Source organism: Enterococcus sp. HMSC061C05 (assembly GCF_001814765.1).
Classification (GTDB): Bacteria; Bacillota; Bacilli; order Lactobacillales; family Enterococcaceae; genus Enterococcus_B; species Enterococcus_B lactis.
Genome location: NZ_KV817736.1, coordinates 28,461 through 43,340, shown reverse-complemented (window position 1 = coordinate 43,340; position 14,880 = coordinate 28,461). Strand labels below are relative to the sequence as shown.

Genomic DNA, 14,880 nt, shown 5'->3' with positions numbered 1-14,880 from the left:
GATGCATATCGAAACGCAAGGAACGATTGGAATCGAGAATGAATTAACCCCAGAGCAAATAAAAGAAGCAGATCTCGTGATTCTGGCAATTGATGTGAAAATAAGCGGCAGAGAACGATTTGAAGGAAAACGTATCATTCAAGTCCCCACTGAAATAGCCGTAAAGTCACCCAATAAACTGATCGAAAAAGCACAAGAAATAATTGAAAAACAACTTGTTTGATCATAAGGAGGGAAAAAAGATGGAAAAGATAAAAAAGTTAAATTTAAAGGGACATTTATTGACAGCGATTTCTTATTTGATTCCAATCGTTTGTGGATCAGGGTTCTTGATTGCTATCGGGATGGCGTTCGGTGGAACAAGTCAAGGGACACTGGTACAAGGTAAATTTTCTTTTTTTGATGCTTTAGCAACAATGGGAGGCGCTGGTTTAGGGTTACTTCCTGTAGTCATTGCAACAGGGATTTCTTATTCTATTGCAGCAAAACCAGGGATTGCTCCAGGGTTCATCATCGGATTGACAGCGAATGCTATTGGGGCTGGTTTTATTGGGGGGATATTAGGTGGCTATCTTTCTGGATTTCTCGTGTTAGCTATTTTAAACCATGTGAAAGTCCCAAATTGGGCAAAAGGACTGATGCCAACATTGATTATTCCATTTGTTGCTTCCATCCTAGGTGGGTTAATCATGGTCTATATCATTGGAACACCTGTTGCCTTGTTTACGTCTTTTCTTACGAATTTCTTAGATGGATTAGGTAATTCGTCCTTGTTGATTTTTGGCGGTGTAATCGGCTTACTAAGTGGCGTTGATTATGGTGGACCAATTAACAAAACTGTTTTTGCCTTTGTTCTCACAATGCAAGCAGAAGGAATCAATGGGCCAATTACAGCCCTCCAATTGGTAAATACGGCGACGCCTATTGGTTTTGGATTAGCTTACTTTGTCGCAAAAATATTTCGGAAAAACATCTATACAAAAGTGGAAGTCGAAACATTGAAATCAGCTGTTCCAATGGGTGTGATCAATATCGTCGAAGGTGTGATCCCACTAGTGATGAATGATATCGTCCGAGGTGTGGTTGCTACGGCTATTGGCGGATTTGCTGGTGGTGCAACGACAATGATCCTAGGCGCCGATGCAACAGTACCCTTTGGCGGTGTATTGATGATTCCGACGATGTCCAGACCTTGGGCAGGCGGGATAGCAATCTTAGTGAATGTTCTTGTGACAGCCGTTGTTTTGGCAATTATCAAAAAAGATGTGGGGAAAGAAGTCGAATCCGTAGTGGAAAAGGAAGAAGAAGATATTGACTTGGGAGACATTCAGATTTTCTAAGTCCTTCATTTAGTCGGGGATTCAATCATTGATTTTTAAATAAAGGAGTCTTATATATGAGTAAAGTTTTGTTCTCACCATCTTTAATGACGATGGATCTAGATAAATTTAAGGAACAAATTGAGTTTTTGAATCAGCATGTCGATTCTTATCATATCGATATCATGGATGGACATTATGTACCTAATCTGACATTGTCTCCATGGTTCATTGAGGAAGTACGAAAAATCAGTCATTTACCAATGTCTGCCCATTTAATGGTCACAGACCAAAGTTTTTGGGTGAATCAATTGATTGCACAAAAATGCGAATGGATTTGTATGCATGTCGAATGTTTAGACGGGCTAGCCTTTCGATTGATCGATCAGATCCATGCTGCAGGGCTAAAAGCAGGAGTCGTATTAAATCCTGAAACACCTATTGAAACTATTTTCCCTTATATTGATTTAGTGGATAAAATCACTATCATGACAGTCGATCCCGGTTTTGCTGGACAGCGCTTCATCGAAAGCACATTAGATAAAATCGTTGATTTAAGAAAACTTCGTCAAGAAAAGGGATATCATTATTTGATCGAAATGGACGGATCTTCGAATCGAAAATCATTTAAGCGAATTGATCATGCCGGACCAGATATCTATATCATCGGCCGTAGTGGATTATTTGGTTTAGACGAAGACATTGAGAAATCATGGGCCATCATGAAAAGAGACTATGAGGAAACAACTGGAAAAAGTATAGAATAAGGAAATAGTTAAAAAGGTGAGAGGCAAAAGTTTAAGAGCTACTTTTGCCTCTCACCTTTTTTGTATGCTGATACTTTTTAGATAATTGTACAGAAATAAAAAAGCATAACATGTTAAGATGTTAGGTTTACGAATGAGATAAACTATGTTATAGTGTGTTTGTACAAAAGATAATATGTTAAGTAGGATTTTATTTTTGGGGAGGAAAAGTGATGCAGAATATTATATTGATTAGTCATGGCAGTATGGCTGAAGGCGTCAAGGCAAGTTTAGAAATGATCGTCGGAAAGCAAGATCATGTTCATGTCGTTGCGTTGACGCCTGATGGAGACAATCGGCAATTCGAAGAAGAATTATTAAAAAAAATGAAAGCCCTTAACGGCTCATCCTTGATTATTGCAGATCTTTTAGGTGGCACGCCATGTAATGTAGCATTAAACAACTATCTAGAATCAGAAAATGTAGAAATTATTGCAGGGATGTCTTTACCATTAGTCATAGAAGCAACGTTGAATTCAACTGCTACGGTAAAAGAATTGATCCAAGCAGCAACAACTGGCATTGTTGATGTGAAGCAAAAAATGAAACAAACAGAAATCGAAAAAGAACCAAGCCTTCCAATGGATAATAGCCAATTGTATGAGGCATATAAAGGAAAAGAAAATATCGTGAATGTCAGGATAGACGAGCGTTTGATCCATGGACAAGTTGCGGGCATCTGGGCGCCCAGTTTGCACACACAGCGAATCATTGTGATCAACGATGAAGCAGCAGCAGATCCGTTACAAAAATCTTCCTTAAGAATGGCAGCGCCTACATCGATGAGACTTTCAGTTTTGCCGGTTGAATCTGCTGCGAAAAATATACGTTCAGGAAAGTATGGAAAACAGCGTCTATTCCTAGTATTCAAAAATCCAACAGATGTCTTACGTTATTTGAAAGCCGGAGGAAAGCTAACACACGTAAATGTTGGAAATATGAGTTATAAAGAGGGATCAAAAGACATAACAAAAAGTATCAAAGTATTAGAAGAAGAAATTGATGTGTTCGAATCAATTGCAGCAATGGATATAAATGTAACCGCTCAATTGGTACCAAATGATCCAGTTATTGACTTCATGGATAAACTGAGAAATTAAACAAAAATGAGGAGGAAGAAAGTATGCACTTAGCAGCGTATCAAATTATTCTTATTACGGTTTATGCTTTTATTGCAATCAATGATTCGCTTATTTCAAATACATTAACACAACCAGCCATCGCAGGTATGATTTCTGGAATGATCATGGGAGACTTAAAAACAGGCTTGATGGTTGGAGGTACATTGCAACTAATGAGACTAGGGATTGCGGCTTTCGGTGGGGCATCAGTTCCTGATTATTTCACAGGAGCCGTCTTGGGAACAGTATTTGCGGTTATCTCTGGGAAAGGTGCAGAGTATGGTATAGGATTGGCTGTTCCAGTATCTTTATTGATGTTGCAACTTGATGTAGTCGCTCGCTTTTGTAATGTTTATCTCTTGCATCGTGTAGATAGAGCAATTGATGATATGAAAATCAATCGTATACCGCGATTAGTCTTATCTGGCTCTTTTCTTTGGGGATTGTCACGAGCCATTCCGATATTATTGATGCTTTTAGTCGGTGATGCTGCTGTTTCAACGATCACAGAAAATACACCAGAATGGTTGATGAATGGACTAAAAACTGCTGGTGGGGTGTTACCAGTCGTTGGTGTAGGAATCTTGTTGCATTACCTTCCAACAAAACAATATATTCCTTATTTACTATTGGGTTTCTTTTTAGCCGCTTATTTACAAGTGCCAATGCTTGGTATCTCAATCGTCGGTGTGATTGCTGCAATTATTGTATTTAAAAAAGATAGTGAAAAAGCAGAACATCCGACAGTGACAGCCACAAATAATGGAACATTTGAAGGAGGATATGATGGGGATGAATAACCAGAAATTAACAAAGCAAGAGCTGAATGCGATTAGTTGGCGCTATATTTTAGGAAGTCAGCTGAACTGGAACTATGAACGAATGATGAGTTCTGGCTATTTATATGGGATATTACCAGTATTGAAAAAATTCTATGGTAATGACGAATCACAATTACAGGATATGATGCGTACACATAATCAATTCTTCAATACCAACGCGATTTTCGGAAATTTGATCATGGGGATTGATGTGGCAATCGAAGAAGAAGATGGTTACAAAGCAAAAGACACAATCATTGCCTTAAAAACAGCTTTAATGGGTTCTCTTGCTGGCGTAGGTGATTCATTGTTCCATGTGATTTGGGGAACGATTTTTGGATCGATCGCAGGAACATTAGCTCAAAGTGGCTCAATTGTTGGGTGTGTGATTTGGGTCATCGCGAATATCGCTTTATTATTTGGACGGGCTGCATTATTACCATTAGGATACAAACAAGGAGTCAAACTTGTCACAACTTTGAAAAACAAATTATCTGCATTCACTAATGCCGCAACAGTTTTAGGTGTCACGGTAATTGGTGCTTTGATTCCTTCCGTGGTAAAGGCAACGGTCCCATTTGTTTATAAAAAAGATGGTGTGGAATTAGTTATCCAAGATACATTAGACGCTATTTTACCCTCTCTTGTTCCAGTATTACTTGTTTTATTAACTTATTGGATGTTGGGACAAAAGAAATTGAATTCCACACGAGTAATCTGGATCATTTTGATTCTTTCCATTGCATTAAGTGCGTTTGGTATTTTAGCTTAAAAAAGGAAAAGTGAGATACGTCCGTTCACATATTTGTCCAAAAAGTAGAGGCTAAGCGGTTTTCTCATTCACTAAGATAAATGTGATTTTAACCTCTATATATTCATACAATCTGATGAGAAAGAGGGAGCAAAGATGGAGAAAAAAGGTTTGAGTAAAAGGCTTCTTTTGATGAGTATGCTTAGTTTAATTAGTTTATTTGGAATGAGTATATCAACCTTTGCCGAGGAAGATGAATTTCAAAAGATGGAAGAACGATGGAAAAGTCAACTTGTCTTTGAAAAAGAAAGTCCGGAAAATGAGTCATTAAGAGCATATATAGAAGCGTTATCAAAAGAAGCGGAAAATTTATATCAAACATTGGATCAATCACCTGACCGGACCTATCTATGGCCACTTGAATCGGGAAATACTTCTTCAGCAGATTTGACGACACAATTTACGAAACTCCAAAAACTTACTTATGCCTATAAAACAAAAGGGACAACACTTTATCAACAGCCAGAGGTTGCTGCAGCAATTAAAGAGGGAATCGATTTTATGATTACCAAAAAAGGATATGATGGGAAAAAGTATTATGGAAATTGGTGGGATTGGCAAATTGGTATCCCACAAAAATTTGTGAATATCCTTCTACTGTTGCACCAAGAGCTATCCAGTGAAAAAATCCAACAATATACAGCTATTTTGAGTCAATATGTACCTGATCCATTCCAGCAATTATATACTAAACCACAAGATTCATTTGTAGACCTTGCATTTATCCCTAACTTTTCAACGACCGGTGCCAATCGAACAGACTTATCATTGACTGTTTTAGGAGTAGGTATTTTACAAAAAGATGCCACAAAAATCCATCAAGCAGTGAATGGAATCAAAGATGTTTTTCAACTCGTGACAAGTGGAGATGGGTTTTACGCAGATGGTTCCTTTATCCAGCATAATGATATTCCTTATACAGGTTCTTACGGGAATGTACTAATCAAAGGAGTCGGACAGATTTTTACGATTGTGGATGGGACTTCTTATACAGCAGCTTCTGATGCCATTCACGCTTTCGTAGAAAATGTAGAGAAGGCCTTTATTCCTTTGATTTACCAAGGTGAAATGCTTCCCATGGTGAATGGACGCGCTATTTCACGTGCGCCTTCAAAGACGAAGGTAGGATACGGGTCTTCAACGATGTATAATTTATTGATTGTTTCAAAATTTGCACCAGAAGATAAGCAAAAGGAACTAAAAGAAGCAGTCAAATATTGGATGCAATTGAACCCTTCGTATTATATAACGAATGTAAGAAATTATAATGACCTGGTCATGACACTATCCTTATTAGAAGACCAGACGATTTTAGGGAAGGATTTACCATTCATAGGGACAAAAATGTATCATAAAATGGATCGTTTTGTTCAGCGTACCAGTAAGTATATGGTAGGAATCAGTATGTATTCGAACCGTATCTCTTCTTTTGAAGCAGGAAATAAAGAAAACAAACGTGGCTGGCATACATCGGATGGGATGGTCTACTTATATAATGAGGATGATGTACAATTCGGTAAAAGCTATTGGCCGACTGTCGATCCTTATCGATTGCCAGGAACAACGGTCGATACAGTCCCTTTAAAAGATGAAATCTCTTCTTTTACGACTGTGCGATCAAATGAAAAAGCCGTTGGCGGTGTATCAAATGAAGGTCAGGCAGTGGTAGGTATGGCTCTAAATAAAACTGGAACAAAGAATAATGGGACAGTTTTGCCAATGGATGTCAAAGGGAAAAAATCGTGGTTTGTGCTTGACGATCAATTGATTGCGCTTGGTTCGGGAATTACCGGTAACACAAATGCGTCTATTGAAACGGTTATAGATAATCGTTTATTAAACGATCAGTTTACTTATAAAGTTGTAACAGAAACAGGAGAAGTTACCCAGCCAACCGAACAAAGTGAAAAAGAATGGTTATTGTTACAATCAAGTCAACCAGAAACATCGATCGGTTATTATTTTCCTGAGAAAGAAACAGTAAAAGTGATAAGTGAAGAACGGCAAGGTACTTATAGGGAAATCAACGAATCATTTCCCAGTGATGAAGTTTATCATGGAAGTTATCGGAAGTTTTTGATCAATCATGGAAAACATCCAATCAATGAAGCTTATGCATATGTGATATTACCAGGAGTGAACGAAAAAGGATTAAAAGAATATGCAGAAAAAGAACCAGTTACTATTCTTCAAAATACTCCAAAAATTCAAGCAGTAAAAGTAAAAGAATCCGGTTATTTGGGTATCAATTTTTGGGATAATACTGGTGGAGAATTAGATGGATTAAAAACAGATAAACCACTTTCTGTATTAAAGAAAATAAACGAACAAGAAAAAAGTTATACGTTTGCTGATCTTGCTCATACAAAGACGAAAATAACAATTGAATTACCAAATAATTTTGAAGCTATTCGAAGCATGAGTGAAGGAATTACCTATGATGAGCAGATGGGTCGCTTTACTATTGATTTTTCGCAAACATCGGATACACAAAAACAAATTGTCGTGGAATAAAAAAAGCGCACAAGAATATTCTTGTGCGTAATTTTTTATCCTTATTCCAATCCAATCAAATAATCGTCATCTTTCATGGCTTCTACATGACCTAACAAATAGCCGTTTCCGACTTGTGAGAAGAAGTCATGGTTGCTTGTGCCTGTTGAAATCCCGTTCATTACGATTGGGTTGACATCATTGGCAGTATCTGGGAAGAGTGGATCCATCCCTAGGTTCATCAATGCTTTGTTGGCATTATAGCGTAGGAATGTTTTGACTTCTTCTGTCCAACCGATTGGATCGTATAATTCTTCTGTATAACGTTCTTCGTTTTCATAAAGTTCATAAAGAAGGTTGTACATCCAGTCTTTCAACGTTTCTTGTTCTGCTTCAGGCAATTCGTTGAAACCTAATTGGAACTTGTAACCGATGTAGGTTCCATGTACCGATTCATCTCGGATGATCAGTTTGATGATCTCTGCTACGTTTGCCAATTTGTTGTTTCCTAAATAATAAAGAGGAGTATAAAAACCTGAATAGAACAAGAATGTTTCTAAAAAGACGCTGGCAATTTTCTTTTCTAGCGGTGTACCGTGTTTGTAGATTTCATTGATACGCTCAGCTTTTTTTTGCAGATAAGGATTCGTATTCGTCCAGTCAAAAATTTCTTCGATTTCTTTTTTCGTGTTCAGTGTACTAAAAATAGAAGAATAACTTTTGGCATGAACGGATTCCATGAATTGGATATTGTTCAAAACGGCTTCTTCATGGGGAGTGCGGACATCTTTACGCAACTGATCCATGCCGCTTTCAGATTGGACAGTATCCAGCAGTGTCAAACCGCCGAATACATGTCCTACTGTATCTTTTTCCAATTGAGACAATGTGCGCCAATCATCTAGGTCATTTGAAAGTGGGATACGTGTATCTAGCCAAAATTGCTCCGTCAGCTTCTCCCAAGTGGATTTATCAATGATATCTTCAATTTCATTCCAGTTTATTGCTTCATAATATGTTTCTGACATGAGAATGCTCCTTTAATTAAAATATGAATAAGCGAATCTATCTATGATATTAGATCACGCAGCTTTCACATTGATTGCTTCCGATTTCTTCTGCATCATCAGTAAAGGTACGTACATAATAAATGGATTTGATTCCTTTATGGAAAGCGTAATGTCTTAAAATATTCAAATCACGTGTCGTTTGCTTCGTTGTTGTCTTCCATTCATAAATACCTTCTGGGATTTCAGAACGCATGAATAAAGTCAAACTCATGCCTTGATCGACGTGTTGTTGTGCTGTTGCATAAACATCGATCACTTTACGCATGTCCATATCATAAGCAGAAGTGTAATATGGAATCGTCTCATTGGATAAATAAGGCGCTGGGTAATAAATTTTACCGATTTTCTTCTCTTGGCGTTCTTCGATCATGCGAGTGATAGGATGAATGCTTGCACTCGTATCATTGATATATGAAATTGAGCCATTTGGTGCTACTGCCAAGCGATTTTGGTGATATAGCCCATCTTTCATTACTGCTTGTTTCAAGGCATTCCAATCTTCAGCAGTTGGAATAAAAATCCCTTCAAACAATGCTTTGACTTTTTCTGATTTTGGCTGGAATTCTCCAGTTACGTATTTTTCGAAATAAGTGCCATCAGCATAAGCTGATTTTTCAAAATTATGGAAAACTTGTTTTCTTTCACGAGCGATATTATTGCTTTCAACAAGTGTCCAATAATTCAACAGCATGAAATAAATATTTGTAAAGTCTAATGAATCCTCTGAGCCATATTCCATTTGTTCTTTTGCAAGATAAGTGTGTAAGCCCATGGCACCTAATCCAATCGTATGATTCAGCTTATTTCCGTTTTGGATCGGTGGTACGACATCGATATCAGATGCATCTGTAATAAATGTCAATGCACGAGTCATCGTACGCACAGATTGACCAAAGTTAGGGCTTTGCATCAAATTCACGATATTTGTCGAACCTAAGTTACATGAGATATCTGTTCCTAATACTTCATACTCCTGTTTGCCATTGATCACAGAAGGCGTTTGAACTTGTAAAATCTCTGAACATAAATTACTCATGATAATCTTGCCGTCGATTGGATTCTCGCGGTTCGCTGTATCAATATTGATTACGTAAGGATAGCCAGATTCTTGTTGTAATTTTGAGATTTCATTTTCAAGATCACGCGCTTTGATTTTTTGTTTGCGAATGTTTGGATTTGCAACTAGATGATCATACTCAGCTGTAATATCTACATAAGAGAATGGGACACCATATTCTTTTTCGACACTATACGGACTAAATAAATACATGTCTTCGTTTTTACGTGTCAATTCATAAAATTTATCAGGTACGATCACACCAAGAGAAAGAGTTTTTACGCGAATCTTTTCATCTGCATTTTCTTTTTTTGCTGAAAGGAAAGCAATAATGTCTGGATGGAACACATTCAAATAAACCACACCAGCTCCTTGACGCTGACCTAATTGATTAGAATAGCTGAAACTATCTTCGAATAATTTCATGACTGGAACGACACCACTCGCAGCACCCTCGTATCCTTTGATAGGAGCGCCGGCTTCACGAAGATTTGATAAAGTAATCCCCACGCCGCCACCAATACGGGACAATTGCAAAGCAGAGTTGATTGAGCGCCCGATAGAGTTCATATCGTCAGTGACTTGAGTCAAGAAACAAGACACCAATTCGCCCCGACGTTTACGTCCAGCATTCAAGAAAGAAGGTGTAGCTGGCTGATAACGTTGATGGATCATTTCATCTGCAAGAGCAAGTGCTAATTCTTCATCTCCGTTCGCAAAGTAAAGCGCATTGAAGGCTACTCGATCTTCATAAGTTTCCAGATAAGCGGAACCGTCGTTGGTTTTCAACGCATATTGAGAATAAAATTTGTAAGCAGCCATAAAAGATTTGAAAGAAAAATGTTGTTCGTCCAAAAATTGATATAGCTTTTCAATAAATGATGGTGAATATAATTGGATGAATTCTGCTTCTATATATTCTTGATCGATCAAGTAATTGATTTTTTCCATAATAGATGGAAAAGTCATCGTATTTGGTTTGACATTTTCTTCAAAAAAGGCAGCCAAAGCTTCTTTATCCTTATTCAAAGGGATTTGACCATTGACTGGTCGATTGATTTCATTATTCAGCTTGAAATAACTGACATCTTGTAAATTTTTAAGACTCATACGTACGCCCAACCTTCATTTCGTATTTGATGATGCTTGATTGCAAATCATTGCATTGTTTTTAAGCTTTAAAAAAGGATTTGGAAGTTTGCGACAAAAACTGGTGCTGTCTCAAGCCCTTCAAATCCATGTATCTTGTTTTGATTCTTTTAGTCATGTTAGCTGGCAAGTTTACGCAACTGATCAGGACGGAATCCGATAACTGTTTCTGCATCGGAAGTAATGACAGGAACACTTTGGAATCCTTGTGCTTTCAACCAGTCTACTGCTTCCGGTTGTTCATCGATATTGACTTCTTCAAAAGCGATTTGATTTTCTGTTAAAAAACGTTTGACCATCTTGCATTGCATACAATTATTTTTAGAAAAGATTTTTACGTTCATGATGAGTGCCTCCTCTAAACACATTCTTATTATCTATAATAGATAGTATAAAACTCTTAGTAAAAAAGTCAAACAACAAACACTACATATTGTGTTGTGGAAACTGTGGAATACTAAGTTTTGTGTTTTTGAAAAAAGAGCTGAAAACAAGTATCGTGTGGGAAAATAGCAAATCTAATAGAGAAAAAATTGTGGAAAACTATGAAAAAATATTTTTTTCTCATTTTTATCTATCAATACTAAAGATTCGCTCATAATATCACAAGTGTAATTGACATTCTCAATTACCGAGAGTATTCTATGTGAGAATGATTCTCATTTATTTGCGTAATACGTAAGAAAACTAGAACATAGAATGAATGGTTTCAACACATGATTTATTTCACAAGAGAGGAATCAATATGCAGACCTTAGCGCAGGCAAAGCAAAACTTCGTTTATCAAGTCGAACGAATTGAAACAGAAGAAAAAACAAAACGCCATTTGCAAAATATTGGGGTCGTTGTCGGAAGTAAAATCGTCGTCGTCAATTTATCAGGCAACAATGCCATTTTACTGATAAAAAGTCATCGAGTGGCAGTAAGTCGGGAAATACTAAGTCAGATCTTTGTCAATAAAAAGACTGCTTCCTCTGAAAGCTGGACTTCTCTTGATCAATTAAAAGCAGGAGAGACGGGGATCGTCGTAGCCATCCACGGACAAGGCGCAGTGAAGCGGCGGTTGATGGATATGGGATTGACGCGAAATGTAAAAATAGTCATCCGAAAACTAGCCCCTCTAGGAGATCCAATCGAACTGACAGTGCGAGGATATGAATTGACGTTACGAAAGTCAGAGGCTGAACTAATCTTGGTACAAAGGGAGGAAAACGAATGAATATCGCGTTAGTCGGAAATCCAAACAGCGGGAAAACGAGCTTGTTCAATCTCTTGACTGGTTCGAATCAATATGTAGGGAATTGGCCGGGCGTAACAGTAGAAAAAAAAGAAGGATTGTTGAAAAAAAATCCGAACATTCATATTCAAGACCTACCCGGTATCTATTCTTTGTCTCCTTATACACCCGAAGAAGTGATTGCAAGAGATTATTTGGTTCATGAACAGCCTGAACTGATCATCAACATCATTGATGCTACCAATTTAGAGCGGAATCTATATTTAACTACGCAGTTATTGGACTTAGACATTCCTATGATCATTGGTCTGAATATGATGGATGTCATCAAAAAAGAAGGAAAAAAAATCAACCTAGAAAAGCTTTCCTATGGTCTTGGTGTACCAGTTTTACCAATCAGCGTATTGAAAAAGCAAGGAATCGAAAAATTAATCGAAAAGATTCAGGAGTCTGCAAAAAAACGGCCTTCTATTCCTGTTCCCTGTACATACGATCCGCGTTTAGAAGCAGCTTTACATGAAATTGAAGATGTACTAGGAGAAAAAAGCAGCAAGAAACGCTGGTATGCAATGAAATATTTTGAAAGAGATCAGAAGGTGAATGAGGATGATGAGATAACAATTTCTCAGCAAAAAGAAATCGAACAACTGATCCAGTTGACAGAGAAACTATTGGATGACGATAGTGAAACGATTCTAGTCAATGAACGTTATGAATTTATTACCCAATTATGTGCACTATCTGTCGTGTCAAATGATTCTTTCCAATTATCGATGAGTGACAAAATCGATCAGATTGCAACGAATCGTTGGTTAGCCTTGCCAATCTTTGCATTTGTGATGTGGCTGATTTATTACTTGGCTATTCAAACAGTAGGAACAATGGGGACAGATTGGATCAATGATACATTGTTTGGAACGTGGCTACCAGAACATGTTGGCAGACTGCTAGCTGAATGGCAAGTAGCGGAATGGATGCAGGAGCTGATCTTGAACGGCATCATCGCAGGCGTAGGAGCAGTATTAGGATTTTTACCGCAATTGATCGTATTGTTTTTATGCTTGAGCTTTCTAGAAGACTGCGGATATATGGCGAGGATCGCTTTTATCATGGATCGACTTTTCCGGAAATTCGGGCTTTCAGGAAAATCCTTTATTCCTATGCTGATTGCCACAGGATGTGGCGTACCAGGCGTCATGGCTACTCGCACGATTGAAAACGAGCAAGATCGTCGGTTGACGATCATGGTCACGACATTCATGCCTTGTTCTGCAAAATTGCCGATTATTGCCTTAGTGGCAGGGGCCTTTTTTCCTCACCAATCTTGGGTAGCTCCTTCTGCCTATTTTCTTGGTATGACTGCAATTATTTTCTCTGGAATCAGCTTGAAAAAAACGCGTTTGTTTGCTGGAGAAACAGCTCCGTTTATCATGGAATTGCCCGCATATCATTTTCCTCAATGGTCGACGATCCTAAGACAAACCTATGACCGCAGCAAGTCTTTTGTAAAAAAAGCAGGAACGATTATCTTTGTTTCTAGTATCGTGATCTGGTTTAGCTCTTCTTATAATTTTTATGCTCAACCTGTTCCTGAAGACCAAAGTATCCTAGCCTTTTTCGGACGAATCCTAGCTGTTGTTTTTCAGCCGCTTGGTTGGGGGAATTGGCAAGGAACTGTCGCAGCGATTACAGGATTAGTTGCTAAAGAAAATATTATTGGCACATTCGGTATTTTGTTTGGACATGCGGAAGTATCCGAAAATGGCAGAGAAATCTGGCAAGTGCTACAACACACATATACTCCCGCAGCAGCTTATTCATTGTTAGCCTTCAATTTACTTTGTGCGCCTTGTTTTGCGGCAATTGGGGCTATCCATCGGGAAATGAATGCCAAGAAATGGACTTGGATCGCCATAGGCTATCAATGCGGTTTAGCTTATTTAGTTAGTTTTGTGATCTATCAGTTGGGACACTTATTGGAAGGTGGACAGGTAGCGTTAGGGACGTATCTTGCTATTTTATTGATGATAGGACTCGTTTATGTTTTGTTCCGTCAGCCAAAATCCAAGAACCAGTTTTATGCTATATTGTCATTAGAAGGAGAGGAATAGGATGGCGACATTCTTATTAAGTGTATTAATCTTTGGAAGTGCAGGGGCGATTGTCTATACTCGTTTAAAATCCGGAAAGAATTGTGATGACTGTCAAACAGCTTGCCCAGTAAAAAAGGAACAGATCAAGCGATGATCAGTCGTTGCAAGAGTCTGTTCTCCCCTTTTTTGCTTATTTTGCTAGAGCATAGTAAGATGAGGGAAAGTAAAAAAAGAAAGAGGAAAGAAAATGTCTGGAAAGAAAAAAATCGTCCGCCCGCGCTATCAGCAGATTGCTGTTGATTTAGCCGAACGTATCGTTGAAAACCGATATAAAGTGGGTGAGAAGATCCATGCTCGCTCAACGCTTGCCAGTACGTACAATGCTTCTCCTGAGACTACTCGAAAGGCTATCAATGTGCTGGTAGATCTTGGGATCATGGAAGTACGGCATGGGAGTGGGGCATTTGTTGCCTCGAAAGAAAAAGCAAAAGATTTCCTATTGCAGTATCAAGATGTACAATCTATCCAAGATACAAAAGCAGAAATCATGGCGAGTGTGGAGAAGCAACAAGATGAGCTGAATCATTTTTCTCAATTATTGGATCAGCTGGTCAATCAAACGAAGCGAATACATAAGATGAACCCTTTACTTCCGTTTGAATTGTCTTTATCAGAAAAAGCAATGCATCTGGACCGCTCGATTAGCGAGTTGAATATCTGGCAGGCGACTGGTGCTACAGTTATCGCAATTTCTCATAACGAAGAACTACTTGTTTCACCTGGACCTTATGCTAAATTTACGGCAGGGGATATCGTTCATTTTATTGGAAATGAGTATACGCTACAGCGTATGACAAACTTTTTTTACCCGGAACATCAGCTTGCAGAATGATTGTGTGAAAT

General features: G+C 38.1%; 14 protein-coding genes. 11 read left to right on the top strand and 3 right to left on the bottom strand.

What is annotated here, in order from left to right:
- From HMPREF2988_RS05305 to HMPREF2988_RS05275, 7 genes are all read left to right on the top strand, one after another.
- Positions 1 to 223: PTS fructose transporter subunit IIB (locus HMPREF2988_RS05305; RefSeq protein ID WP_070770135.1), on the top strand; the 223-nt coding region annotated here is incomplete at its 5' end.
- A 19-nt stretch (positions 224 to 242) separates the two neighbouring features.
- Positions 243 to 1,340 (top strand): PTS fructose transporter subunit IIC, encoded by a 1,098-nt coding sequence (locus HMPREF2988_RS05300; RefSeq protein ID WP_070770134.1) that lies wholly within the window; start codon positions 243 to 245, stop codon positions 1,338 to 1,340.
- 56 nt (positions 1,341 to 1,396) lie between these two features.
- Positions 1,397 to 2,086, top strand: coding sequence for a D-allulose 6-phosphate 3-epimerase (gene alsE, locus HMPREF2988_RS05295; protein WP_002290574.1), 690 nt, complete (start codon positions 1,397 to 1,399; stop codon positions 2,084 to 2,086).
- A 212-nt stretch (positions 2,087 to 2,298) separates the two neighbouring features.
- Positions 2,299 to 3,225 carry a PTS sugar transporter subunit IIAB gene (locus HMPREF2988_RS13250; protein ID WP_083314603.1) on the top strand — a complete coding sequence of 309 codons (927 nt, stop codon included), beginning with the start codon at positions 2,299 to 2,301 and terminating at the stop codon, positions 3,223 to 3,225.
- Between the two features lie 23 nt (positions 3,226 to 3,248).
- Entirely contained in the window at positions 3,249 to 4,046 is a 798-nt protein-coding gene (locus HMPREF2988_RS05285) for a PTS mannose/fructose/sorbose/N-acetylgalactosamine transporter subunit IIC (RefSeq protein ID WP_002341162.1), read from the top strand.
- Entirely contained in the window at positions 4,033 to 4,839 is an 807-nt protein-coding gene (locus HMPREF2988_RS05280) for a PTS system mannose/fructose/sorbose family transporter subunit IID (RefSeq protein WP_033650113.1), read from the top strand. Before HMPREF2988_RS05285 ends, HMPREF2988_RS05280 begins: the two co-directional genes overlap by 14 nt.
- A 135-nt stretch (positions 4,840 to 4,974) precedes the next feature.
- On the top strand, positions 4,975 to 7,392 hold the full coding sequence (locus HMPREF2988_RS05275; protein WP_083314602.1) for a hyaluronate lyase HylB: 2,418 nt from the start codon (positions 4,975 to 4,977) through the stop codon (positions 7,390 to 7,392).
- Positions 7,393 to 7,433: 41 nt separating this feature from the next.
- Here HMPREF2988_RS05275 and nrdF read toward each other — a convergent pair whose 3' ends face one another.
- The 3 genes from nrdF to nrdH all read right to left on the bottom strand — a co-directional run bounded on the left by nrdF (position 7,434) and on the right by nrdH (position 10,991).
- On the bottom strand, positions 7,434 to 8,399 hold the full coding sequence (nrdF, locus tag HMPREF2988_RS05270) for a class 1b ribonucleoside-diphosphate reductase subunit beta (RefSeq protein ID WP_002287792.1): 966 nt from the start codon (positions 8,397 to 8,399) through the stop codon (positions 7,434 to 7,436).
- A 49-nt stretch (positions 8,400 to 8,448) separates the two neighbouring features.
- On the bottom strand, positions 8,449 to 10,608 hold the full coding sequence (gene nrdE, locus HMPREF2988_RS05265; RefSeq protein ID WP_002290582.1) for a class 1b ribonucleoside-diphosphate reductase subunit alpha: 2,160 nt from the start codon (positions 10,606 to 10,608) through the stop codon (positions 8,449 to 8,451).
- Between the two features lie 158 nt (positions 10,609 to 10,766).
- A complete protein-coding gene (nrdH, locus tag HMPREF2988_RS05260) occupies positions 10,767 to 10,991 on the bottom strand; it encodes a glutaredoxin-like protein NrdH (protein WP_002287795.1) in 225 nt (74 codons plus the stop codon).
- 401 nt (positions 10,992 to 11,392) lie between these two features.
- On the opposite strand from nrdH, the gene HMPREF2988_RS05255 reads away from it, so the two are divergent.
- The 4 genes from HMPREF2988_RS05255 (at position 11,393) to HMPREF2988_RS05240 (ending at position 14,869) form a co-directional block, all read left to right on the top strand.
- Entirely contained in the window at positions 11,393 to 11,866 is a 474-nt protein-coding gene (locus HMPREF2988_RS05255) for a FeoA family protein (protein ID WP_002290585.1), read from the top strand.
- Positions 11,863 to 13,995, top strand: a complete 2,133-nt coding sequence (feoB, locus tag HMPREF2988_RS05250; RefSeq protein WP_070770133.1) for a ferrous iron transport protein B — start codon at positions 11,863 to 11,865, stop codon at positions 13,993 to 13,995. Before HMPREF2988_RS05255 ends, feoB begins: the two co-directional genes overlap by 4 nt.
- A gap of 1 nt (position 13,996) precedes the next feature.
- On the top strand, positions 13,997 to 14,131 hold the full coding sequence (locus tag HMPREF2988_RS13635; protein ID WP_002290587.1) for a hypothetical protein: 135 nt from the start codon (positions 13,997 to 13,999) through the stop codon (positions 14,129 to 14,131).
- 93 nt (positions 14,132 to 14,224) lie between these two features.
- Positions 14,225 to 14,869: a GntR family transcriptional regulator gene (locus tag HMPREF2988_RS05240; RefSeq protein WP_002287801.1), complete on the top strand. Its 645-nt coding sequence runs from the start codon at positions 14,225 to 14,227 to the stop codon at positions 14,867 to 14,869.
- Positions 14,870 to 14,880 lie beyond the last annotated feature (11 nt).